The sequence below is a fragment of the Chitinophaga oryziterrae genome (genome assembly GCF_009758125.1).
GTDB lineage: Bacteria > Bacteroidota > Bacteroidia > Chitinophagales > Chitinophagaceae > Chitinophaga > Chitinophaga oryziterrae.
This window is the reverse complement of sequence record NZ_WRXO01000001.1, coordinates 679,267-702,379: the sequence shown is the minus strand read 5'-3', so window position 1 is coordinate 702,379 and position 23,113 is coordinate 679,267. Positions and strand designations below refer to the sequence as shown.

Here is a 23,113-nt window from a genome sequence, read left to right as displayed (position 1 = left end):
TATCTCTTTGGGATAAGATACTTATTTTCCTTTATATAAGCAAAAAGAAATCCCAGAATTGTTTGTTAAACAACTCTGGGATGATCTATAATAACGTAATACTAGCTTTTTCGCTATGACTCATCTTACAAACATACTTACCTGTAATGGTATGTTTGCTGTATTTAAGATTCTAACTTACTCCATAAACATCGTCTGTCTTTTTAACAGGATTGTATCCTACAGAGTCTGTACTGGAGTAGGTGTAAGTCTGGCCATCGGCCAGAATCATGGAGTCGAGGTGAATATATACCTGACTGGCAGTACATGTAAAAGTACTCGTTACGGCATCTGAAAAGATAAATTCATTTGAATATTCACTTCCGAGAGTAGTAACTATGGTGGTATCACCCTTGCCTTCACCCATTCACCCATAGTGAATGACTTAGTTTTTTTAAACCAGCGCTGAAAATTAATAGTTGACCCTAAAGAAAGCTATTCAGGAATACCTATCGAGACAATCTAAACAAATTGCCATCGTATCAAACCCTGCAAACGTTAAAAAAGGGTATCAGGTGTTCGATTGTAAAAATCACCTGTAATTAATTCTATTCCCTTCTGCATTCTTTAAATGAGCCACCACACTGACAGGAAGCTCCTTGCTTTCCATGAGAAAGCTTACAGAATCGGCAACAAAGTTTTTTGTATTTTTCACCTTTTGGAAAATTTCAAACAGAGCAATAGGTTCCTGGTTAAAACTGATACAGGTACTGATAAAATGCATCTCACTTAATTTATAATCCGGTTGTTTGAGTTTTTCATTAATATCTTTCAGACGCGAAATAAAATGCCGTTGCCGGATAAAGGTATTGCTATTCATAATAATGAAAACATAATCCGCATAAGCTGTTATTTTGCCATAATACTTATGATTGTCTCCTCCACTTCTCTCTATCAGATATTCGCCTGAAGCTTCTGATTTGTATATTTCCACTGATGAGCGCCAGATTCGTTCTTCATTAATTTTGTCCGGGTTATCGGGCAGGTTGCGGTTAAAGGAATACCAAAATCCAATTAATTCATCCAATAGTTTAGTATTCACCGCTACCTTCGGAATTTCGATTTTTAAATCATTAAAACTGAATGTCTCTTTATGTGAATTAATAAAATCAAAGTAGTTATCATACCCTAATACCTGGACAATCCGGCTTAATTTACTCAGGTTAGGTTTACTGGCCCCAGCCATGTTTTCTTTCCCTTCGTATGCTTTTAACTTATTAATAATAAGATGTTCGTAAAGATAGTTTGTACCCAGTAAATCTGCGTCCTTCCTTATTTTATGCCTCCTGTTCTGTTCCTCCAACAGTCTGTTTAGCTCCTCAGCAATATGCGTCCACTCCGATTTTGAGACATCTTTCCAGGCATTCTTCCTGACAAAATGAGCAGACAGAAAATTCATCAGTTTTTCAAGATGTACTAAATCCTCTTTCTTCATAAGACGAATATAAGATAAAAATAGAGTCAAATAATACTAATATAAGACTTTTATATTTTAGCATTTTTAGAAGTTTACTATTGAAAAAAAAAAGCGATGAAACCTCTACATTCAAATATTCTGCTAACTGACGAACATATAAATTACCGGGAAAACGCGCTTTGGATACGGATTGAGAATTATGCTATTGACGATGCCAATGCTGTCATTCCGTTTTCTAAAAAAATTGCACAAACAGAGAATTGGACTGATGATTTTACCAGAGATGCCATTCAGGAATATAAGCGCTTTGTTTACCTCTGTTGCATAGCTAAAAACGGAGCATCCCCATCTGTTGTAGTAGATAAGGTATGGCATATGCATTTATTGTATACTACCGAATACTGGAAAAAATTTTGCCCCAATATCCTGCAACGTGAACTTCATCATTTCCCCAACGTAGGTGGCATTATAGATTATAAAAAACATCATGATTGGTACCTGGAAACTCTAACCTTATACATACAGGTGTTTAAGCAAAACCCACCTGCAAAATTCTGGCGCATTCCTCCGGCATTAACACCTTTCTTATACCCTGATAAAATTTATGCCACAAAACAAGCACTCAGTGCTTCCGGCAGCAAAACAGCTCCAGCGGCTTATTATCTGACAATAGTGATCCCATTTATAGTCACCTGGTTATTATTTGGTGAATTGCCACTTTCCGATCTTTCCGTATTCCAATACTTTGTTCTTTTTACACCATTGCTCTTTATCATCAGGAAGCTTGTCGCAATGAATGAGGAGCGGCATCTAAAACCCGTCATCAGGAATTTGCCACTTTACAATCGCTATCAACTGGCCTATTTATCCGGTGGCTATAACAATGCGTTTTTATTATTGACAAATGATCTCGTAGAAAATAACTGGATTAAGATACGCGATACCAAAAAAGAGTTCTCAAAAAAATACTTTTCACTTATAACAGATCAAACAAGTGCTTTCGAAGATCAAAATTTCATCCAGCCTGAAGTGTTGTTTCAATCAATGGATCACCTCTACAATAAATCAAAATTCAGTCTTCCCCAGTTGGCATCTGCACTAAGTGAATACCTGCATCCCATTTCCACCGTACAAACAGCGCCTCCTGAAAAAGATGCCATACTTTATCCTGTTTGGCTGGCGTTTTCGGCAATGATCATCTATTGTTTTCCTGCTGAAGAAGTTAATTTGATTAGCGGTTTTTTATATGGTATATTTTTCTTCCTGTGCCTGATTTCAATCGTTTCCTGGCAGACTCCGGACAGCGATCATACTATTATGGGAAGAGCACTAAAAAAACAGATGGGTGTTCTTAACGACATCAGGACCTTACACCAGCAGGCAATCATTCTGAATCGTTTCAACGGTGTTTCTGATATTCCCTTATTCCAGAAAACAGCCAACTTTTTCAGCGCCGGAGATGGTTGTGGAGCTGCCCGTCCAAGCTGTGGCTGTGGTTGCTGATAAATCATCTTATAAACAACCGGATGGAAAATAGATATATAAACTTCACATTTGAAGCCCTTCTGAAAAATTTCCTTTTTTATCTCTCCAGTTTCATGACTTCGGCTAATTTATTTCTGAAATTAGTTAACTGCTCCTTTAATGTGGTATTGTGAACCCCCGAAAATTCCAATATCATTTTGCTGTTGAAGACTTCCCTTATCAAGAATGTCTTACCTACCCGCCGTCGTCCAAAAACTGCAATTAATTCAGCTTCATCTGACGCTAAAGCTTTTTCCAGAAGATTCTTCCCATCTTTACGACCTATAAGCGGCTTCATTAATATGCCCATACACTGGAACCTATTATAATGGCCCTTCCAGCGGCCTCGGGAGAAAGGGCTACTATAGGAATACATAGCGCCGCCATAGGGGGCCTGGAACGAAGTAAAATAGTTGCAGAAGTTATCAGCGGGAACGGCGAAGTTCTACGATCAATGATAGATATACCATCCGGATACATGCCAACGGTTACTTCTTCGATAGAGATCGTTTCCAGGGCACTGAACGGAAGTTATAAAACTGGATTTCAGTCTCCGGCTTCTGCTTATGGCGAAGAATTACTGGATACATTATTAGATATCCGCATTACAGATTATTAAAATTAGCCGCAATTCGTGTACGAGTTCCAGGATGCAACACTGGTGTTTTCTTCGCCCAACGTGATATATGGATGGGAACAGTTGGGCGTACAGGATACCTGCTATTTGTGGAGTTAATGTTACCGTTTAAACCAATAAAATTTCAAATGATAAATCTTCAGGAAACCGCAGACAAATTTGCCGTTATTGAGACGCTCTACCGTTTCGCCGCGGGCATTGACCTACGCGACAATGATCTTCTTTCATCTGCTTTTGCAGCTAATGCCATATCTGATTTCAGACCTGCCGGAAAAAAAGCCGGCTTTGAGTATCCGGTATTGGAAGGCAGGGAAAATATCATCGCAGCACTTATGGGTTCATTAAACCAAATTGACACTACTCATTCCGTAAGCAATCCGCGGGTAAGTATCGATGGAGATAAGGCAGTAATGGACGCGCTGGTAGAAGCGCAACATTTGCCTTTAAACAACCACTCTCGTCACTATCTCATGAAAAACAGGTATGATGTCGAACTGGTAAGACAGGACGACGTCTGGGTTATTCAAGGCGTCACAATCGACAATGTCTGGCGTACGGGAGATCCAACAGTCCTTACTGGTATCTAAAACGTTGGCTGATACCTCGCAGAGATGCATCTGTATTAATAACTAAGAGGGGCCGCAAAGGGACAAATTATCAAAAGATAGTTTGTCACTTTTCATTTGCATCTGTCTTACCCGTATACTACAGTAAATTAAAAGAGAGACTCCCCAATTAAAAACTCATTCCAAAATCGCTTATTAAAAAACCTTGAGCGTTGTTACCTTATATGTTGCCTTTGAGACCTCCACGTACACACCACCCGTATTCCCGATATTTCCATTCGTTGCCAACCGCTGGATTAATACCAGACTATCATTCTCAATGATCTCAGTTTTAAAGTAGCCATCTGGTATCTTCTTTCTTTTATCCTTTTTTAAGACAAGTTCACTTTGCTTTCTTATTGAATAAATATCACATCCTTTTGATTTTGCCTGGCCATGATTATTTCTCTTTATGATAGTTTACTATTTCGTTAACTTCTATTCCTCTAATCTCCGTCCAAATATATATTGACCATGTTCGTTGGTGGGAATTGGCTTCTCGTGAGGAGTAAACACCAGCCTGTAAGATTGGTCCAGGTCATATTTCATATAATTGCATTACGAGTTAAATAATAACATGCCTGTTTTTCAACATTTTAAATTGAACTAAAGCATAATTATATTGATACATCTATTGTTGCAACGCCTGTGCAGGAAGGCTTTCTGGGAAAATACCTTTTTTCAGGGATATAGAGAATAAAATACATCTGTTACTTTTGTATCGAAATGATGAATACAACTAAGCAATAACACACAACTATTTCAATCAACATTATTAAGAGAGCGATGCAGGAAACCTGCAAAACTATTTCCTATTATTTTAGCCCTATCTTTATTGAAAACCTGAATGTTAACCCCCCTTTTTTTCTTTCATTTACATTATCAATAAACACACTTTATATTTTCAGAGATAGTTCTTCGCACCATCTCTGAAAAATAGGGGAAGATTCCCATACCAAAAATTCAAACTGCAACTATTAAGAATTATTACATAGCTTTGATTTGCCAGTAACAACTTTAGTTCAGTCATGTAACTGAGAAAAAATTCACGTGAGAAAATCTCTCCCATATAATTCATTGAGTGATCTGGAATTGATGGATTTGCTGAAATCCGGCAATCAGCATGCGTTTGCTGAAATATATGAGCGCTATTTCGGACCACTTTATTTACATGCCTATAAGAGAATAAGAGATAAAGATGAAGCCAGGGACCTGGTTCAGGAACTCTTTTCTCATCTTTGGTCTAAACGCGACACCCTCGAACCCCGGACCAGCTTCTCCAATTACCTTTATACCTGGGTAAGGAACAGTATACTAAATATCATTGCACATAAGGCCGTTGAAGAAAAATACCTGTCATCATTGCCTGGCTGGACCAATGATGCAGAGTCCCTTACAGACCACCGCGTGCGTGAGCGGCAATTAGCAGCCATCATAGAGAAGGAAATTGATGCTTTACCCCCCAGAATGAGAGCCGTCTTTGAACTGAGCAGAAAATCAAACATGAGCTACAAAGAAATTGCAGAAAAATTAGACCTGACTGAACAATCAGTACGGAGCCATGTAAAGAATGCCCTTAAGATATTAAGAATGAAACTCGGTGTGCTGGTATACCTCTTTTATATTTTTTATAAATAATTTAGATTTTTATTACCCCCATGACCTTTATCTTCCTTGTCTATATATAAATGGACAAGCTAAACATACAGGATTTATTACAAAAATACAGGGACGGTAGTATAAACAGCGAGGAACTGGCCTTGCTGGAAACCTGGTATCTGCAATGGCAACCGGAAGATCTGGACGTATCATATGAAGAATTGCTGGCGGTTAAGGAGGAGGTCTGGCAGGCTGTGGCTCCGTTGCCGGCAAATACTACCAGGATCAGGCTATGGCCGGGAATTGCAGCAGCAGCATCCCTACTTCTGTTGCTCTCCGCATCTACCTATTATTTATTACGCACACCAACCAGGAAACCTGAAACCGCTATAGTAAATAGTCCCGCTTCCGACATCAAACCCGGCAGTAACAAGGCTTTGCTAACATTGTCCAATGGAAAACAAATTGCACTGACTGACGTACAAAATGGTACAATAGCTAATCAGGGTTCTGTAGTAATCAGTAAAAAGACTAACGGGCAACTGGTATATGGCACCTCCAATACCGGAAGTACAGCGGATGAAATACTTTACAACACGATCACTACCGGCAGAGGAGGCCAGTACCAGATTGTCCTCTCAGACGGTACACAGGTCTGGATGAACGCTGAATCTTCTATCACATACCCCGTGAGGTTTTTACATGAAGAAAGAAAGGTTGTAGCCAGTGGTGAAGTATATTTTGAGATTGCCCACAACGAAAACCAACCTTTTAAGGTAATGAGTGCCAATCAGGAGATTACGGTATTAGGAACCCGTTTCAATGTGAATGCATATGCAGATGAAACCGCAATCAGCACTACCCTGCTTACCGGTAGTATTAAGATCAGGAATTTAATATCCGGAAAATCAAGTTTATTAATCCCGGGGCAACAATCCACCATTATTAAAGACAAGGACCAGATCAGTATAAAAAAAGTCAACGCCGAAGCTGCCATTTCCTGGAAAAACGGGTACTTCCTGTTTGACGGTCAGGACATCAAAAGTATAATGAAAACAATGAGCAGGTGGTATGATGTGGATGTAGAATACAATTATCACAATACAAGCGAAAGATTTGGCGGAACCTTCTCGCGTTCCTCAAACCTATCGGAAATCTTACACAATTTAGAACAGGTGGGACATATACATTTCAATATTCAGGCTAAGAAAATCACAGTAACAGATTAATGTACGTTATGGAATCTTTATATCACCAATAATCAAAAAGGAGGAATATATCAACAAAAAATTCAGGCAATCCAGTATCTAATGCCAATCGGAAGTGTCCCTGGTATTCTGCCGTACAACAGGCCAGGTAATGTAGCTAATCAACAGATTTAATTAAACATAACAACCAAATGCACAAAAAAATTCTTGAACCACGTTTCAGGGGGGATACCTATGTACATTCCAGTTTCTTACTAAGAATGAAGCTCATCCTTCTTTTATTGACCATCCTCTTTCTACAGGTAAAAGCCGAAACTTTTGGACAAAAAGTTACTGTGATTGCTGATAAGGCAACGCTGGTGGAGATCATTGCACAGATAAGGAAACAAACAGACTATGATTTCCTTTATAACAACCAGACACTGAAGGATGCTAAACCCATCACTTTACAGGTCAGAAATATGGATATTATTAAAGTGCTGGATCGTTGTTTCGAGGGTCAGCCTTTTGAATATACCATAAAGAATAAAACAGTCTTAATCCTCGCAAAAACAAATGAACGGTCAGTAAAATCTGCCGGCGGGCATCAGACAAGAAGAATATTGGGATCGGTCAGAGATGGCAGCAACGGTGAGCCTTTGACGGGTGTAATCGTTGGTGTTGAGGGTACAGCGACGGGGACCAGTACAAATGACAAAGGAGCATTCTCTTTAGAAGTGCCGGGACCAAATTCAATATTGGTATTTTCCTATATCGGCTTCTCAACTCAGAAAATAACGGTGAATGACCAGACAAATATTGAAGTAAAAATGGTGAGGACGGACACGAAACTGGATGAAGTGGTAGTGGTGGGCTATGGCACTAAAACAAAAGGAGCTATTACAGGCGCTATTTCTACCGTGAAGGCGGACGTCTTTGAAAACAGACCATTAAACAACAGTTTCGATGCATTGCAGGGGACCATACCAGGGTTAACTATCACAAAGGGTAGCGGACAACCCGGCAACCAAAGTTATGGGCTGCAGGTTCGTGGCTATTCTTCAATAAACGGGAGTCAGCCATTAGTATTGGTGGATGGTATACCCGGTGATATGAATACCATCAATACAAATGATATTGCGGAAATCTCTGTGCTAAAAGATGCGGCAGCTTCCATTTACGGTGCCCGTGCCGCAAACGGGGTGATTATTGTAACAACTAAAAAAGGTAAAAAAGGACCACCTGAAGTTGCTTATAGCGCTAATGTCGGTATTAAAAACCCTACTTACCTTAGAAAGATACAGAACACCTTGCAATTTGCGGAATTTATGGATGAGGGACTTCGTAATGCCGGCATTGCAGGGTTCTCGCCCGATGTATTTGACAAGATCAGGGCCAATGCGGCAGCTGACCTTAGCGGAGGATGGAATTATGGTATCACAAACTATCCGGGCTTTTACGGGTATACCAACTGGAATAAGGTCATATACAAAAATTCAGTGCAGCAGATGCATAATGTGGCTGTTTCCGGTGGTAGTGAAAATAATAATTACCTGATATCGCTTGGATACAATCGCGATGAAGGTTCCCTCAAATTCGGAGAAAACAAATCTGAACGATACAATCTCCGGCTGAATTATGATTTCCGGCTGAGTAAAAAGTTAAGTATTGAAACCCGCAACAGTTTTGAGAGCCAGGCCACTGTAACACCAACAATGATTGGTAATGCTTTAAGTAATGTAACCCGGCAATTTCCATATCAGCCGGTATATAACAGTGTAGGTAAGTTTTATGGGTATCAGGGCTATGAAAATCCGGCGCAGTCGCTGGAAGAAGGCGGCTCACAATTGAGTAACTTTTCAAGGATAAGCACCAATTTCAAAGTGGATTACAGCATTATACCTTCATTGAAATTAACAGGACAGGCTGCGATCCGAATGGATTATAACAATGACAATGGTAATACCCGTACGTTTACGCGTTATAATTATGTGGGTGAAATACAGGACGTCCGTAATACCCCTAATTCGGCTTTTTATGCGAATCAAAGGCTCTTAAATAAATTGTACCAGGTGTACCTGGACTATAACAAACAATTTGGACAGGATCACAGTATTAACTTTACAGGTGGTGCATCACTGGAACAAACTAAAGTAGAAAGACAATCCACCACCGGATACAACTTTATCGGGAATAATATATTTACACTGAACCTTGCAGATCGTACAAAAGCAGCATATGCTGACTTTACAGGGAATCTCAACAACCAGGCGCTCGGTTCCTATTTCGGCAGGTTAAGCTATTCTTATAAAAACAAACTCATATTAGACCTGACCGCCCGTGCAGATGGCAGTTCAAAGTTTGCTCCCGAAAAACGCTGGAGCGCAGTGTTCCCATCCGCAGCGCTTGCCTATAATTTATCTGAAGAAAGTTTCATCAAATCTTTGCACACATTTGAGTTATTAAAGCTCAGGGTATCATATGGGAAAATGGGTAACCAGGAGCTTGGAAATTTAGGTCTTTACGATTATATTCCACTGATATCTATCGACGGCAATTATCCGCTGGGATCTCCCAATGTAGGGGTAACCGGTGCGAATGCCAATCCTGCATCTGCCAGTCGTACATGGGAAACCATTGAGAACAGGAACATTGGTATCGACGTATCTGTATATCGGTCAAGACTAAGTTTCTCATTTGATTATTTCAACAAGATCAACAATGATATGTTGGTCAATATAGCAGTGCCTGCAACTTTTGGCGCTACGCCGCCATCTACCAATCAGGGTAAAGTGTTCACCAAAGGCTTTGAAACATCCCTGACATGGAAGGATCAGATCAATGATTTCAGATACAGCATTTCCTTACAGTTAAGTGACAGCAGGAACAAACTGGTGGAATTGAAAAACAATGATAGTTATGGTGAAGGGCTGAATTATACCAGACAAGGATATCCTATCTACTCTTACTTTGGGTATGTATATGATGGAATCATCAGAACTCAAAAGCAGCTGGACGATTACAAACAGTTGCAGGGAATACCGTCCAGAATTGGCATCGGAGATGTGATGTATAAAGACGTTGACGGAGATGGTAAGCTCACTGCTTTTGGAGATAAATCAAAAGGGCTTGCAGGTGATATGACTTACCTGGGCAATCTGACACCAAGATATACGTATTCATCAAATATCACTGTTGGCTATAAACAATTTGACCTGCAGGTATTTCTACAAGGTGTCGGAAAAAGAGATGTTATCTATGAAGGTGCAATCAGCAGACCTAATGCATTTTACTGGCCAACATTAGCCTACTATTCAGGTAAGACCTGGAGCCCGGAAAGACCGGATGCACAATATCCAAGATACCTTCCCGGTAGTGTTGGGTACGATGATATCAGAAGCTATGATTACCGTGCATCAGCATTGACGATGCATAATGTAGCTTACCTGAGATTTAAAGTCATTACGTTAGGCTATAACCTGTCTGCAGGTATGCTCTCCCGTATCAGGATCAAATCAGCAAGAATTTTCTTTAGCGGACAGGATCTGTTCACTATATCCAAAGGAACATTGGGTGGAAACTTTGATCCGGAAGACGGTTATCGGAATGAAGGTACTTATCCGTTTAACAGAGTTTTTTCACTGGGTCTGAATGTTAAATTTTAAATGAACTTACGATGAGAATTATATATCTTTTATCATTATCCATAATCTGGACCAGTTGTAAAAATGATCTAAACCTTGTTTCCAAAGATAGTATCACCGATGCTACCTTCTGGAAAACAGGCAGTGATTTTAAACTGGCTGCTAACAATCTTTACAACGGATTGGACAGGTTTGGATCTGAAGATACAGAATCTGACATTGCTTTCAATTTTCCAAACTCTGTCAGCAATGGTAACTTACAGCCTTCAGAAATATCCGATCAGTGGAACAGCAGTTATGGCTATATCAGGTCTGCCAATAACATCCTTGAAAAAGGTGCAGCCAGTACAGATGCAGAAATCAAAAGGTATATGGCTGAGGCGAAATTCTTCAGGGCCTGGTATTACTGGAAGCTGTTAAGAATTTACGGAGGAGTGCCATTGATCACAAAAGTTTTATCTGCTGATGATCCTGCTTTGTTTACAGCAAGATCCAGCCGTACTGAAACCGCAGACCTGATACTAAAAGATCTTGATGAAGCAAAGAATGATCTGCCGGTTCAGTCTGATTTGCCGTCTTCTGATATCGGAAGAATTACGAAAGGTGCAGCGCTTGCGCTTGCGGCCAGGGTTGCCTTATTTGAAGGAAGCTGGGAGAAATCAAGAGGCGGCGCCAATGCAACCATATATCTTGACATGGCTATCACAGCATCTTCAGTGTTAATTAACAGCGGCACCTATGATCTTTATACAGGAAGTGCTTCACAGAGTTATCGCTATTTGTTCCTGGAAGCCGGTGATGACTCCCGGGAAACAATACTGGACAGAAGATACGCCCGAAATATCATAGGTCATGATACACCTTATCAATATGACCAGGACGGGTATAATCCAACCCGGAAACTGGCAGATTTGTACCTGGATAAAAATGGTTTACCTATCACTTCAACAGGTACCCTTTTTCAAGGTTACAATACTTTTAGTTCTGAATTCCAGGACCGGGATCCAAGAATGACAATGACGATGATTATACCAGGTACATTGACTAACCGTGTGTTTTTTCCGGTTACCAAAGTAGCCAATTGGCCAGATAAACCTCAGCGTAACTTTAACACCGGTTATATTCTTTATAAGTACATGTCTGAAGACCCTGTAGCAAACAACTCCGGACGCTTAGGTGACGAAAGTTTATTTGATTACGACAGACACTTAATCCGTTACGCAGAAGTTTTGCTAATTTATGCGGAAGCAGTGTATGAGAAATCCGATGCTATCAGTGATAATGACCTCGATCTTTCCATTAACAGACTGAGAGACAGGGTGAACATGCCACATCTGACAAATACTTTCGTTACGGCAAACGGCCTCAATATGCGGACTGAAATCAGAAGGGAAAGAACAGTAGAACTGGCGCTGGAAGGATTCAGATACGATGATATAAGACGGTGGAAGACGGCTGAGACCGAATTGCCACAGGATGTTAAAGGTATTAAAATAACCGGCACGGACTGGGCTACAAGAGCCCCGTACAGTGATCCCAGTTATCTGAATAAGGTAGATGCAAATGGTTTTCTGATTGCTGAAACAGGAAGGAAATTTGATCCAAACCGGGATTACCTGCAACCACTGCCTACAAAGGAAGTCGCATTCTATAGTGCCAATGGTAAAACATTGGAACAAAATCAAGGATGGTAGTGACTGGAGTTTATGTAGAATTTATCTTATCGTAAATTGCCGGATGTTGCTGATTATATAATTAGATTGAGTTAGTAGCTAAAATTTCGTACAAATGAATAAAAGTATAAGGGTATCGGTTTTTATGATGGCAGGCTTGTCATTCATGATCCTGTTTTCTTCGGCTAGCTATGCTAAGGACGGTCCTAAGATCGTAAACATTGTGAACTTTATCCGCTTACTTGAACCAAGGGACCCTAAAATCACAGAAGATGTATTATATCAGACTGTTGTAAAACAGGTGGAGATCATGAGAAAATACAAGCTCCCGGGAACATTCCTGTTACAATATGATGCTTTGATAGATTCAAGATATCAGCAACTTTTAGCCGGGTTGCCCAAAGACTCATTTGAGATTGGCGGATGGTGGGAAATACCACAGCCGCTGGTTGAAAAGGCCGGCCTTCCATGGCGGGGCCGCTATCCCTGGGACTGGCGGGCGAATATTGGATTTTCAACCGGTTATACTCCTGCAGAACGGGAAAAACTGATAGATGTTTATATGGCCGACTTTAAAAAGGTTTTTGGCTATTATCCTAAATCAGTGGCTTCATGGTTTATTGATGCGCACAGTCTGAATTACATGTATGAGAAATATCATATCATAGCCTCCGCTAATTGTAAAGATCAATACGGAACAGATGGCTATACGCTATGGGGTGGTTACTGGAACCAGGCCTATTACCCGAGTAAAATCAACTCTTATATGCCCGCACAAAATGCGCAGAATCAGATACCTGTTCCCATCTTCAGAATGCTGGGAAGCGATCCCATCAGACAATATGATAATGGATTAGGTACAAACCGGCAGGGAGTTGTTACCCTCGAACCTGTTTACGAATTCGGCGGCGGAGATTCACTTTGGGTAAACTGGTTCTTTAAAGTTTTTACAGATGACCCCTCTTTAGGTTTCAATTATACGCAGGCCGGACAGGAAAATTCTTTTACCTGGGATCCAATGGCTAAAGGTTTTGAGATTCAAATGCCGCTAATAGCGAAATTACGTGCAACAGGAAAACTCAGGGTTGAAACATTGGAGCATTCAGCTCTCTGGTTCAGGAAGAACTATAAGGTAACACCCGCTACTTCTTTCTCTGTTTCAAAGGATATAGCAGGCAGTAACCTTAAAACGGTCTGGTATAACAGCAGGTTTTACAGGATTAATATGTTGTGGGAAAACAATCATCTGCGGATTCGTGATATTCATTTATTTGATGAGAGTTTTCCGGATATCTATACTACACAAGTGGCAACCTCCAACGAGTGCTCATTTTTCACACTTCCGGTGGTTGATGGGTATATCTGGAGTAAACAGGATCAAATAGCCGGATTACGTCTAAAAGCAGTAATAGATGGCAAAGAAATCTTACCGGAGGGGAAAGATCCAACATTTACACAAAATGGTGTAAGTAATGTGCATATATCATGGCCACTCACTTCTGTAAACGGTTCATTGGAATTTGATCTGGATGAAAAGACCGTTAACATTAAACTGATCAGTAAAACGGCTGTTAACTGGTACCTGGACTTAAATACAGCCAGCGGTGCTAAACTGCCTTTTAATCAGATTAATTTAAAGCAAATTGATTGTAGTTTTGAAGGGATGAATTATAAGTTACAAGCGACGAAGGGTTCGTTTTTAAAACCGGATACCGGAGCTGTTTTACGGTTAAAACCGCAGACGAATGTTATTGCTCTAAACCTTGCAGATATAAAAGTTCGTTAAGATTGCATGTAAAAACAGACCCGCTACAGAAGCGGGTCTGTTTTTAAAATCTATGGATTACGGCTGTACGGCCATAAATCTACTTTTCATTGTTTTATTCAAATGTTGATTAAAACGTCCATTTCCTCCTTACTCAGTCAGCGGATCCTGCCCCAATAACTTTGTTCCCATTTCGGCTGAGTGACGAACAACATTAAAGCCATATTCAGTCATTTCCCTTTCATAGTCTGCCAAAGAATTGACTAACTCTTTTTTGCCCAAGGCTACTTCAATAAGCTCCTTTCCAAGAAGCACGGCATCCTTTAGGGCTACATTGGCCCCCCTTCCCAAACTGGGTGTCATATTATGAATGGCATCTCCCAAAAGAGTAACATTATGGTGAGGTTTTAAATCAAAAGGAATGCTGGAATTCATTTCAATATAAAAAAAAGAACCTTTTTCACCGGCTGCCGGAACAGATGATGCTTCGCTTGGCCAGTCACTTAAAAGTTCAATAGCCATTTGTTGTAACTCGTCGCTTGTTTTCTTTCTTACTTCTGTATCATCAGAACCAAAAAATTCTTTACGCCCCGAAATAATACATCCTACGTAATCGTGTTGTTCGTTTAATGTTCTATCAAGACCTAAACTTTGAGCTGCAGATTCCGGACGTACTGGAAAAATGATCGGCCCTACACCTAAAATCAATTTACGGGCATCTGAGGCTGCAGTGAAAACATCTGCAATACATAGTTGTGGTAATACTTTTCTCGCATCCTCTAATTTAATACGTCCATAGATAGCTCTGGCACCCGAGTCCATAAGTTTTGCTTCAGGGGCTCTTTGTTTCCTTACGACAGATCCTGCTCCATCTGCACCAATCAGCAAATCTCCTTTTATAATTCTTCCATCTTCAAAAAATGCTGTTATTCCTTTCTCATCTGCCTCATAATGATCTAATTTAGCTCCATAATAGCAAATGTCATCTAATCCAGTCAGTAATATTTCCCTTAATGTGGCTCTATTTACATTGAGGTGTCTGGCAACTCCCCTCTCAATATGGTGTTCTGTCTTACTGTATTCATCAATGGGGAATCGTCTCTTCAATTTTAACGCCGTATCCAGAATTGTTGTATATGCTAATGGATTTGTTGATGTTAGCTCAAACAATTCAAATAGCTTTTCAGGTAATGATTCCTTAATAGCTGAAATACCGTCTGCATCAAGGTGAAGCCGATAACCTTGAGGCCTGTCAGAAGCATTTGCATCTCGTTCAAAAACCTGAACATTCATTCCATTTTTCTTCAACATTTGTGCAAGACATAATCCTCCAATACCTGCACCAATAATTATTATCGTCATTTTATTCTGTGCTAATTTTTTGTAAAAAATAGAATTCACCGCTAAGATTAAGCGATATAACTTTCTTGATCGGTAGAATAATTATGGAGGAACTTTCTGTCGAAGAATAATAAAGGCATATAAAGGCATCACATGATCTTTTAGATTATGATAGCCGTTTATGCCCGCAAAAAGATTTGCTAAAACATCGTTACGGAAGACGTAGAACTATCTATAGATATAGATAATTCAATATGCACAAATATAGCTTTTTTGTATAAAATGTCGCGTAAATTATTCTTTTATTAGTGGTTAGCATATACAATAACCCCTGGGAATAACTACCCTAAAAAATCAATCAGTAGATACAATAGTTAATGCTACAGTCATTTTTTGTAATTTAGTCCTCCCTCATTAGTAAAATTATTTTCCCGAACTAATACATATAACATGAAAGCAAACACAATAGATACTGAAGCTATATACAAAGCTATTTTTGATGTAGTGCGTAGCATACCCAGGGGCCGGGTTAGCAGTTACGGCGCGATAGCTAAGGCCGTAGGCCTGAAATCGGGGGCAAGAATGGTAGGTCGGGCAATGGGTCATACGATGGGCCTGAAGCCCGCTGTACCCGTCCAAAGGGTAGTAAACAGTACGGGGGGCCTGAGTGGAGATGATGGGCGACGGCAAAAAAAACTCGAAGCAGAAGGTATAACCGTAAATGCCGGCAAAATAGCAGACTTCAAAAGAATATTCTGGGACCCGATGAAAGAATTGTGATTTTAAAGAATGTTCTTTGCTAAGTATCAGTTGATCATCTGCTGCGTAAAATATGGGTATCAAAAATCTGTTTAAAAATGAGTTTGCCCAATGAATACGTGAATTTCAGGTAAATTATCTGCAAACCTGATATCGGTTCCTTACTCAGACAATGGCTTTCTTCTGCAGATATTTAGTGAACCAGCCAACAGCCAAATCCATCACTTCGTCCATTGCGCCTTCTTCCTCAAACAGGTGGGTAGCGCCTTCCACGATTGCCAATTTCTTGGGACATTCAAGCCAGTCATAGGCTTGTTCATTTAAACGCAATACCTCAATATCAAGCCCGCCGACTATCAGCAGTGTAGGCGCCTTCACTTTATCCAATGCTTCCATTGCCAGGTCAGGACGGCCGCCCCGGGATATTACCGCCGATATCTGCGGCAGACGGGCTGCTGCTTTTAATGCCGAAGCCGCTCCTGTGCTGGCGCCAAAATATCCTAAAGAGCAATCTGTTGCCGGCGCGAACCTTTCGAGCCATTTCGTTACGTGCACCAATCGAACAGTCAGCAATTCTATATCAAAGCGATTCTCATATTCCTGATCTTCCAGGGGTGTTAGTAAATCAAATAGTAAAGTGCCGATACCAGTCAATTGCAACCGTTCTGCCACCGCCTGATTGCGCGGACTAAAGCGGCTACTTCCGCTTCCGTGCGAAAAAATAACAATCGGGGCTGCTCTTTTAGGAAGCACAAGCCTGCCTTCCAGGACAACCTTGTCCAATGAAATTCCTATATTATCTTCGAAATAGTTGTTCATTTCTGTCTTTTTAATATCGTCATCGACTCTCCAGCTATACGGATCTCCGGTTCTTTTGGTACCAGTTGCATACCACATTCAGGGCATATACCAGGTCTGTCCATTACAACTTCCGGATGTATTGGACAAGTGTATAGCAGCCTTTCGTTTTGGACTACATGATCTATCATTTCATGCCGGATGTAAGTTGATATTTGACGCCTTTTACTATGCATATTCCCTTTCTTTTTATGCTGCTTGAAATTTAATCAATCACATAGAATTATTTTTGACAGAGTCGCTTTCAAGAACTTTCTTAGACTCCTCATACTCTGCTTTGGTTATTTGTCCTGAGGCAAATCGCCTCTTCAGAATGTCAAGCGGAGATTCGCTTTTTTTATTTCTACGCTCACCGGGAATATCGTATGGCAAAACGAAAATCCAGAATAAAAATATAAACCAGATGAACCACCACATTGCGTGCATTCCCCAAAAGTAATAACCGTAAAACATGGTTTTAGTATTAATTATTGATAATTGCGTACATCCCGCGTTTTTCTTTATACTACTACATATACAAAGGATGTAAAGCCTTTGTTCGATCCAGGCAAATAAAGGGACTATAACGCCTGATAAGACAAATTCCGCTTCTTTCTCCTGCCGGTAGTCATGAGGCGGAATGATGATTTTTTTACCCAAATTTCCCCATTCCATTTTGCTGTTAAAAGAGGAAAGAAAGGATACGAACTCTGCGCTTACAGCGCACAATTGTCGTACCAACACCCATATCACCTGGCCAAAAACCCATTATGCAGCATGATCTCTTGCATTCAGCTCTTTTAAAAGCACCATCACTTCTTCATCAGTAGTCTGGCTAAAATCAGTATAAAACTGGCCTACACCATAAAAAACAGAAGGTATATAAAGACAAATAAAATCATCCACTTCCTGTTTAATACGCAAGGCCGCTTCCTCGGAAGCAACCGGAACAGCTACCACCAACTTTGCGGGATGCCTGCTCCTGAGCATTTTTATGGTAGCTAAGATCGTTCTCCCGGTTGCTACACCATCGTCTACAATGATCACTGTTTTACCCCGGAGGTCCGCTGGTTGTTTGCTTCCCATAAATTTTTTGTATCGTTCTATTAATTGCCGGCGAATGTGTCTGATTTCCCGCTCAATGTATTCCGGCGGTATACCTGCCGATTGTTCTACTATACTGTCTTCAATCCCAACAGCGCCGATGGCATATTCCTTCTGTGAGGGATGCCCCAATTTTTTTGTCATTAACAGATCCAATGGCAAATCAAGATGTTTGGCCAGGTAATAGCCAATCGGGACTCCGCCCCGGGGCACCGCGAGTATTACCCCTTCTTCATGTTTGTATTTTTCTAAAGGTATTGCCAGTTGCCTGGCAGCATCATACCGATCTAAAAAGTACATAATTACAGATTTTATAATTCGTTTTAAAAATCATCCTGCTTTACTTTGGACTACAGCAGCCACACCCGGAACCCATAAAATGATCTGGTAAGTAAGAATGATAGAGAATGAGCCTTTTCAGAAACTTCTTATTTGAAAGCCTAAAAAATCATGCCGATGTTACACATGCTTCCCGTCCTCACCAGCTGAAAGTTATGACGACGTGGCCTGCTTTATTTAACCTTTTTACCTGTGGCCTGATCTGTCTTTTAAGATCCAATACAACCCTCTTACGTCTGCTTTCCATTCCCGCAACAACAGTACAAGTACAATTTCTTCGGCCAGATCAAGGGCAGTTAACACAACCGCTGCATAAAAAAGCAATCCCGAAACCGCCGGCCAAAAAAAGAAGGTGAGCAGGAATGCCGCCTGGAGAATGGCCGCTCCTTTAGCCAGAACAGTGTGAAAGGCCGTCATCTTACCATATCGGTACAGGGCTAGTACCAGTTGCAGAAGATAAAGCCCTCCCAGCAGTAGCAGCAGGGTGAGTTCCTGCCGCACAAAGCCGGGATGAAAAATCAGCATACCGACAAAAGCTGCAAAGACGGTCAGGTCATCTCCGATGGAGTCTAGTTTCGCCCCCATCTTACTGGAAATATGATACCGCCTTGCCAGTATTCCGTCAATGGCGTCAGTCAGGAAACTAATAGCAAGGAACCATTTGAACAGCTCCCCATCACCACGTATAGCCAGAAAGATAATCACCGGCGCCATCAGGATCCGCCATAGAGTAATACCATTAACAATATAATAGGGTATTTTTCGCATGAACCGCCGTTTCTGTTGGTAAAAGCAAGCGAGCTTCGCTTTTGCTGTCCCAACCATTTAAAGCAAACCATAAGCCAACACCGTACTTTTCTAGCGCCCATTTCGTCTTGTCAGAAATGATTTATTTATTTATATTTGAAATACGTTGAATACATTATATCCTTAACCCATGCGAACAATCTATTAATGAACGCTTGTATTATAACCCGTCTTCCCTCATCATTCTAAATCATGTAAACATGAAAAAAAGGCTAGTTTTTATTGGTATTGCAGTAACAGCAGTTGTCCTCTTTGTATCAGGAACTTCCCAGGGAAGTGCTTGTGCAGATGATCACCACGGGCTGCGTGGAAAATGCAGAATCACGCTTGTTAACGGTGTGTACCACTATGATTGCGTGTCCGCCATTGACCCGGAAATTACTGATTGTACTTATTATGTAGAGTAAATTAATAAACAGGGCAAATGCCCTGTTTTTCATTACAGCCATTATCCATTTGCTTATGCCGGAAAGAGTAGTGTTATTGTTGATAACAATAATCTGTTTCAGTAGCTGCCATAACGGAACAGCACCTCCTTATTCAAACTGTACAACTACCCATGATACAGCCTCTCCATTAATGATAACACAAAGCGATACGCTCAATCTTTATCTGGATAGCCTGATGGTAATGGGCATATCTACGCCTGTTGATTATCACGAAAAAGACAACAAGTTATATGCGTTTGATAATTACAATAACCGCTTACTGGAGTATCCCCTCAGTGTTACAAAAGAAATAATACATCCGGGAAATATCCACCCGGTTAAGATTAAAAAGAAGATCTCCTATTTCAGGTATCTATCTCCGGATAGTCTGATATTGTATTCCTATACAGGCGCAGAATTGCTGTATTATGATATCACCAGTGATCAGATCAGCAAAAAGCTGACGTTTATAAATAAGACAACCGGTAACCATGCAGCTCCTCCATATGCGAATGCGGCATCTCCTCTCCTTTTCAATAGCAGTACCATCATCGGCTTTGGATTCCTGATAGGAGAAAGTGATAATGAAAATCCCGTTGGTCGTACCATCTGTTCTGTCATTCATCTTCCTGAAGAGAATGTCCGCAACCGGATACCTTATTCGCGTCTGTACTGGTCTCATAACTGGGGAGGATCGCATATGCGGACTCCTTATACAACCTACAATGAACAAACAAAGAACATTCTGTTAAGTCTTCCGGCAGATCACCATATTCTCGTAATTGATACGAACTGGCAGGTAAAGGAAATATCCGCAGCTACCAGAAAAAATATCTGTATTACATCCATGGAGTTGTCAAAGAATAACAAGAAGGTATCAGATGCAGAGTATACACTACAATACTTTATCAATACCCCCTCCTATCGCAATATTATTTATGATCAATATCATGACCGGTATTACAGAATATTGGAATTACCACCAGCAGCACATCATCAAATGGCTGACAAAGAATCCAGTCTGATCGCCTTTGATAAAGACTTTAAATATCTTGGAGAGGCTTCCCTTCCTAAAGCCCTGGCATTAGATAATTTCTTCATTACCGCTAATGGGATCTATTTTCTAAATGCACATAACAAAGATCAAAACATCGCCCAGTATGTACAATGTAAGATTGAACTATAGCCTGCTTTTCTTATGTCTGTTTTTTTTCAACGCCTGCGCTGAAGATCATGCATCTCTGCGTAAAAGCATTCATTCACTGGACGCCGATATGCTTTCAACAGGAACTTATGTAATAATCCCTAATCAGGGTTGCGAAGGATGTATCAGTCAGGCTGAAGCTTTTGTAAAAAAGAATATAACGAAGGACAATATCAGATATGTATTTACAAGAATACAATCCACTAAATTATTGAAGATAAAATTAGGGAATGATATTATGAGCAGCAGAAAAATATTGCTTGATACGGCAAATACTATTGAATATCCTGATAAAAAAAATGATATATATCCGATGATTGTAACCGTCTCTGATCATAAGGTTAGCAGGATCACTTATCAAAGCCCCACCACCGGTGGACTCACAGAGTTGTTGAATGATAAATAGCTATAGTATAGGAGACATCGGGGAGTGTTATGGAATTGGCGATACTTTGAACATGGGTTGAACATACCTGGGGCATTTCCGAAGCATCAAAGTATGTTCAACCTATCTCCCAGCTATGTTCAAAGTATGTTCTACTCTCAGAGACTCCCCGAACTCTCCCCGAACATTCTCTAAAAACCGATTAACAAAGAGCGCCCATTTCAATTTTCACTAACTAGAAAACATAATTATAAAAACTATAAACTTCTTTTTGAAGTATTAAATGCTACATTTTCTCAGCAGCATCTTATATATTGACGCAATTCACCCTGTAATTTGGCGTATTTAGCACCTATGATATTAAGTGTTTAGATGTAAGTTTGTCCCGGCCATTAAGTTGTCTTATTTCCAACTATAGGGGCAATAAACATTTTACTATGCAAACATCTAAGAAGTCCGCAATCGGCTTTATATTTATTACATTATTGATTGATGTTATGGGCTGGGGATTGATTATCCCGGTAATGGCCGATCTGATTGCCCGGTTAAAAGGGATACCAGTTAACCAGGCCAGCACCTATGGTGCCCTGTTATTATCAGTATTTGCTATTACACAGTTTTTATTCTCACCTGTAATCGGGAACCTGAGCGACAGGTTTGGCCGCCGCCCTATCCTGCTGTCATCCCTGTTAGGCTTTGGTATAGATTATATTATCCTTGCACTGGCCCCCACTTATGGATGGCTGTTTGTAGGACGCATTATCGCCGGCATTACAGGCGCCAGCTTTACCACCGCTACCGCCTACATTGCTGATATCAGCACAGATGAAACTTCTAAGGCTAAGAATTTCGGTATGATAGGCGCAGCCTTCGGTCTGGGTTTTGTACTGGGACCTGCTCTTGGTGCATTACTGGCCACCTGGGGCATCAGAGCGCCCTTTTATGCGGCAGCAGCACTTTGCCTGCTCAACTGTTTATATGGCTACTTTTTACTGCCAGAATCCTTAAGCAAAGAAAACCGCCGGGCTTTCGACTGGAAACGTGCCAACCCATTTGGCTCACTGAAATTCTTAACCCGGCACAAAGAGATAGGCGGACTCGCAGCCAGCTTCTTCCTCATCTATCTTGGCAGCCAGGCTGTACAGGGTAACTGGAACTTCTTTACCATTTACCGCTTTAACTGGAGTGAGAAAATGGTAGGTATTTCCCTGGCAGTAGTAGGTGTGCTGGTGGGAGCCGTTCAGGCAGGGTTAACCAGAGTGATCATCCCGAAAATCGGGAATGAAAAAAGTATATACCTCGGTCTCTCACTATATACCATGGGCCTGGTACTATTTGCTTTTGCCACTCAGGGCTGGATGATGTTTGCTTTTCTGATCCCTTATTGCCTGGGAGGTATCTGCGGCCCTTCGCTCCAATCTGTTATATCAGGTCATGTACCACCCAATCAGCAGGGAGAACTGCAAGGCGCACTCACAAGCCTGATGAGCCTTACTACCATCATCGGCCCACTGATCATGAACAGTACATTCAGCTACTTTACTACAGATAAAGCACCCTTTTATTTCCCCGGAATACACTTCCTGATTGGAGCTGTATGTATGTTGTCAAGTGTCATTATTGCCTACAAAGTATTGAGCAGGGAAAAGAAAGAACACCCTGAATTATTGGAAGTAATAACCAGCACTCCTATGCATTAAAACTAATACATGGAAGTTACACATACGACACATTTTTTAATTCTTTTGATAATACCCGGGTAGTAATACCCGGGATATTCCGTTGCAGGTCCCTAAACCTGCATTATAATAAATTATTA

The 23,113-nt window shown here is 40.7% G+C and carries 22 protein-coding genes and 1 pseudogene; 13 read left to right on the top strand and 10 right to left on the bottom strand.

Features of this window, described 5'->3' with window-relative positions:
• Positions 1-172 precede the first annotated feature (172 nt).
• Together GO495_RS02870 and GO495_RS02865 are read right to left on the bottom strand one after the other, a co-directional pair.
• Complete coding sequence (locus tag GO495_RS02870; protein WP_157298186.1) at positions 173-406, bottom strand: hypothetical protein; 234 nt, start codon at positions 404-406, stop codon at positions 173-175.
• A gap of 165 nt (positions 407-571) precedes the next feature.
• Positions 572-1,474, bottom strand: a complete 903-nt coding sequence (locus GO495_RS02865; RefSeq protein WP_157298185.1) for a hypothetical protein — start codon at positions 1,472-1,474, stop codon at positions 572-574.
• A 96-nt stretch (positions 1,475-1,570) separates the two neighbouring features.
• On the opposite strand from GO495_RS02865, the gene GO495_RS02860 reads away from it, so the two are divergent.
• Positions 1,571-2,959: a glycine-rich domain-containing protein gene (locus GO495_RS02860; RefSeq protein WP_157298184.1), complete on the top strand. Its 1,389-nt coding sequence runs from the start codon at positions 1,571-1,573 to the stop codon at positions 2,957-2,959.
• A 79-nt stretch (positions 2,960-3,038) separates the two neighbouring features.
• On the opposite strand, the gene GO495_RS02855 is transcribed toward GO495_RS02860, so the two are convergent.
• Positions 3,039-3,290 (bottom strand): ATP-binding protein, encoded by a 252-nt coding sequence (locus tag GO495_RS02855; protein ID WP_157298183.1) that lies wholly within the window; start codon positions 3,288-3,290, stop codon positions 3,039-3,041.
• A gap of 18 nt (positions 3,291-3,308) precedes the next feature.
• Here GO495_RS02855 and GO495_RS02850 point away from each other — a divergent pair, with 18 nt between their 5' ends.
• From GO495_RS02850 to GO495_RS02820, 7 genes are all read left to right on the top strand, one after another.
• The gene (locus tag GO495_RS02850) at positions 3,309-3,599 is read left to right on the top strand and encodes a hypothetical protein (RefSeq protein ID WP_157298182.1); all 291 of its coding nucleotides are present in this window, start codon (positions 3,309-3,311) and stop codon (positions 3,597-3,599) included.
• 146 nt (positions 3,600-3,745) lie between these two features.
• Positions 3,746-4,204 (top strand): nuclear transport factor 2 family protein, encoded by a 459-nt coding sequence (locus GO495_RS02845; protein WP_157299084.1) that lies wholly within the window; start codon positions 3,746-3,748, stop codon positions 4,202-4,204.
• Between the two features lie 1,068 nt (positions 4,205-5,272).
• The gene (locus GO495_RS02840; protein ID WP_338075347.1) at positions 5,273-5,860 is read left to right on the top strand and encodes an RNA polymerase sigma-70 factor; all 588 of its coding nucleotides are present in this window, start codon (positions 5,273-5,275) and stop codon (positions 5,858-5,860) included.
• A gap of 50 nt (positions 5,861-5,910) precedes the next feature.
• Positions 5,911-7,050: a FecR family protein gene (locus GO495_RS02835; RefSeq protein WP_157298181.1), complete on the top strand. Its 1,140-nt coding sequence runs from the start codon at positions 5,911-5,913 to the stop codon at positions 7,048-7,050.
• A 170-nt stretch (positions 7,051-7,220) separates the two neighbouring features.
• Complete coding sequence (locus GO495_RS02830) at positions 7,221-10,673, top strand: TonB-dependent receptor (RefSeq protein WP_157298180.1); 3,453 nt, start codon at positions 7,221-7,223, stop codon at positions 10,671-10,673.
• Positions 10,674-10,684: 11 nt separating this feature from the next.
• Complete coding sequence (locus GO495_RS02825; protein WP_157298179.1) at positions 10,685-12,346, top strand: RagB/SusD family nutrient uptake outer membrane protein; 1,662 nt, start codon at positions 10,685-10,687, stop codon at positions 12,344-12,346.
• Between the two features lie 94 nt (positions 12,347-12,440).
• Positions 12,441-14,111: a hypothetical protein gene (locus GO495_RS02820; RefSeq protein ID WP_205691191.1), complete on the top strand. Its 1,671-nt coding sequence runs from the start codon at positions 12,441-12,443 to the stop codon at positions 14,109-14,111.
• Between the two features lie 129 nt (positions 14,112-14,240).
• Here the strand turns inward: GO495_RS02820 and GO495_RS02815 are convergent, their stop codons facing one another.
• Positions 14,241-15,491, bottom strand: a complete 1,251-nt coding sequence (locus GO495_RS02815; protein WP_205691190.1) for an FAD-dependent monooxygenase — start codon at positions 15,489-15,491, stop codon at positions 14,241-14,243.
• A gap of 390 nt (positions 15,492-15,881) precedes the next feature.
• On the opposite strand from GO495_RS02815, the gene GO495_RS02810 reads away from it, so the two are divergent.
• Positions 15,882-16,211 (top strand): MGMT family protein, encoded by a 330-nt coding sequence (locus tag GO495_RS02810; protein WP_157298178.1) that lies wholly within the window; start codon positions 15,882-15,884, stop codon positions 16,209-16,211.
• A 144-nt stretch (positions 16,212-16,355) separates the two neighbouring features.
• Here GO495_RS02810 and GO495_RS02805 read toward each other — a convergent pair whose 3' ends face one another.
• The 5 genes from GO495_RS02805 to GO495_RS02790 all read right to left on the bottom strand — a co-directional run bounded on the left by GO495_RS02805 (position 16,356) and on the right by GO495_RS02790 (position 19,238).
• Positions 16,356-17,087: a dienelactone hydrolase family protein gene (locus tag GO495_RS02805; RefSeq protein WP_240915133.1), complete on the bottom strand. Its 732-nt coding sequence runs from the start codon at positions 17,085-17,087 to the stop codon at positions 16,356-16,358.
• A complete protein-coding gene (locus GO495_RS32600) occupies positions 17,006-17,179 on the bottom strand; it encodes a heavy metal-binding domain-containing protein (protein ID WP_420808906.1) in 174 nt (57 codons plus the stop codon). The genes GO495_RS02805 and GO495_RS32600 overlap by 82 nt, the downstream gene beginning before the upstream one ends.
• Before the next feature lie 82 nt (positions 17,180-17,261).
• Positions 17,262-17,702, bottom strand: a complete 441-nt coding sequence (locus tag GO495_RS32110; protein ID WP_240915132.1) for an SHOCT domain-containing protein — start codon at positions 17,700-17,702, stop codon at positions 17,262-17,264.
• A 93-nt stretch (positions 17,703-17,795) separates the two neighbouring features.
• Positions 17,796-18,431: a phosphoribosyltransferase gene (locus GO495_RS02795; protein ID WP_157298177.1), complete on the bottom strand. Its 636-nt coding sequence runs from the start codon at positions 18,429-18,431 to the stop codon at positions 17,796-17,798.
• A 225-nt stretch (positions 18,432-18,656) separates the two neighbouring features.
• The gene (locus GO495_RS02790; protein ID WP_157298176.1) at positions 18,657-19,238 is read right to left on the bottom strand and encodes a CDP-alcohol phosphatidyltransferase family protein; all 582 of its coding nucleotides are present in this window, start codon (positions 19,236-19,238) and stop codon (positions 18,657-18,659) included.
• A 239-nt stretch (positions 19,239-19,477) separates the two neighbouring features.
• Here GO495_RS02790 and GO495_RS02785 point away from each other — a divergent pair, with 239 nt between their 5' ends.
• From GO495_RS02785 to GO495_RS02770, 4 genes are all read left to right on the top strand, one after another.
• Complete coding sequence (locus tag GO495_RS02785; protein ID WP_157298175.1) at positions 19,478-19,684, top strand: hypothetical protein; 207 nt, start codon at positions 19,478-19,480, stop codon at positions 19,682-19,684.
• Positions 19,685-19,739: 55 nt separating this feature from the next.
• Positions 19,740-20,891, top strand: a complete 1,152-nt coding sequence (locus GO495_RS02780; protein WP_157298174.1) for a DUF4221 family protein — start codon at positions 19,740-19,742, stop codon at positions 20,889-20,891.
• On the top strand, positions 20,866-21,315 hold the full coding sequence (locus GO495_RS02775; protein ID WP_157298173.1) for a hypothetical protein: 450 nt from the start codon (positions 20,866-20,868) through the stop codon (positions 21,313-21,315). The genes GO495_RS02780 and GO495_RS02775 overlap by 26 nt, the downstream gene beginning before the upstream one ends.
• A gap of 416 nt (positions 21,316-21,731) precedes the next feature.
• Positions 21,732-22,994: a TCR/Tet family MFS transporter gene (locus GO495_RS02770; protein ID WP_157298172.1), complete on the top strand. Its 1,263-nt coding sequence runs from the start codon at positions 21,732-21,734 to the stop codon at positions 22,992-22,994.
• 16 nt (positions 22,995-23,010) lie between these two features.
• Here GO495_RS02770 and GO495_RS32595 read toward each other — a convergent pair.
• Positions 23,011-23,085 (bottom strand): annotated as a pseudogene (locus tag GO495_RS32595) (hypothetical protein); the annotation flags it as partial.
• Positions 23,086-23,113 lie beyond the last annotated feature (28 nt).

Bases quoted from the DNA above. Each gene is read 5' to 3' on its own strand.
- GO495_RS02870 (WP_157298186.1), bottom strand. From the start codon at position 406: ATGGGTGAAGGCAAGGGTGATACCACCATAGTTACTACTCTCGGAAGT.
- GO495_RS02865 (WP_157298185.1), bottom strand. From the start codon at position 1,474: ATGAAGAAAGAGGATTTAGTACATCTTGAAAAACTGATGAATTTTCTG.
- GO495_RS02860 (WP_157298184.1), top strand. From the start codon at position 1,571: ATGAAACCTCTACATTCAAATATTCTGCTAACTGACGAACATATAAAT.
- GO495_RS02855 (WP_157298183.1), bottom strand. From the start codon at position 3,290: ATGGGCATATTAATGAAGCCGCTTATAGGTCGTAAAGATGGGAAGAAT.
- GO495_RS02850 (WP_157298182.1), top strand. From the start codon at position 3,309: ATGGCCCTTCCAGCGGCCTCGGGAGAAAGGGCTACTATAGGAATACAT.
- GO495_RS02845 (WP_157299084.1), top strand. From the start codon at position 3,746: ATGATAAATCTTCAGGAAACCGCAGACAAATTTGCCGTTATTGAGACG.
- GO495_RS02835 (WP_157298181.1), top strand. From the start codon at position 5,911: ATGGACAAGCTAAACATACAGGATTTATTACAAAAATACAGGGACGGT.
- GO495_RS02830 (WP_157298180.1), top strand. From the start codon at position 7,221: ATGCACAAAAAAATTCTTGAACCACGTTTCAGGGGGGATACCTATGTA.
- GO495_RS02825 (WP_157298179.1), top strand. From the start codon at position 10,685: ATGAGAATTATATATCTTTTATCATTATCCATAATCTGGACCAGTTGT.
- GO495_RS02820 (WP_205691191.1), top strand. From the start codon at position 12,441: ATGAATAAAAGTATAAGGGTATCGGTTTTTATGATGGCAGGCTTGTCA.
- GO495_RS02810 (WP_157298178.1), top strand. From the start codon at position 15,882: ATGAAAGCAAACACAATAGATACTGAAGCTATATACAAAGCTATTTTT.
- GO495_RS02805 (WP_240915133.1), bottom strand. From the start codon at position 17,087: ATGTGGTATGCAACTGGTACCAAAAGAACCGGAGATCCGTATAGCTGG.
- GO495_RS32600 (WP_420808906.1), bottom strand. From the start codon at position 17,179: ATGATAGATCATGTAGTCCAAAACGAAAGGCTGCTATACACTTGTCCA.
- GO495_RS32110 (WP_240915132.1), bottom strand. From the start codon at position 17,702: ATGGAATGGGGAAATTTGGGTAAAAAAATCATCATTCCGCCTCATGAC.
- GO495_RS02795 (WP_157298177.1), bottom strand. From the start codon at position 18,431: ATGTACTTTTTAGATCGGTATGATGCTGCCAGGCAACTGGCAATACCT.
- GO495_RS02790 (WP_157298176.1), bottom strand. From the start codon at position 19,238: ATGCGAAAAATACCCTATTATATTGTTAATGGTATTACTCTATGGCGG.
- GO495_RS02785 (WP_157298175.1), top strand. From the start codon at position 19,478: ATGAAAAAAAGGCTAGTTTTTATTGGTATTGCAGTAACAGCAGTTGTC.
- GO495_RS02780 (WP_157298174.1), top strand. From the start codon at position 19,740: ATGCCGGAAAGAGTAGTGTTATTGTTGATAACAATAATCTGTTTCAGT.
- GO495_RS02775 (WP_157298173.1), top strand. From the start codon at position 20,866: ATGTACAATGTAAGATTGAACTATAGCCTGCTTTTCTTATGTCTGTTT.
- GO495_RS02770 (WP_157298172.1), top strand. From the start codon at position 21,732: ATGCAAACATCTAAGAAGTCCGCAATCGGCTTTATATTTATTACATTA.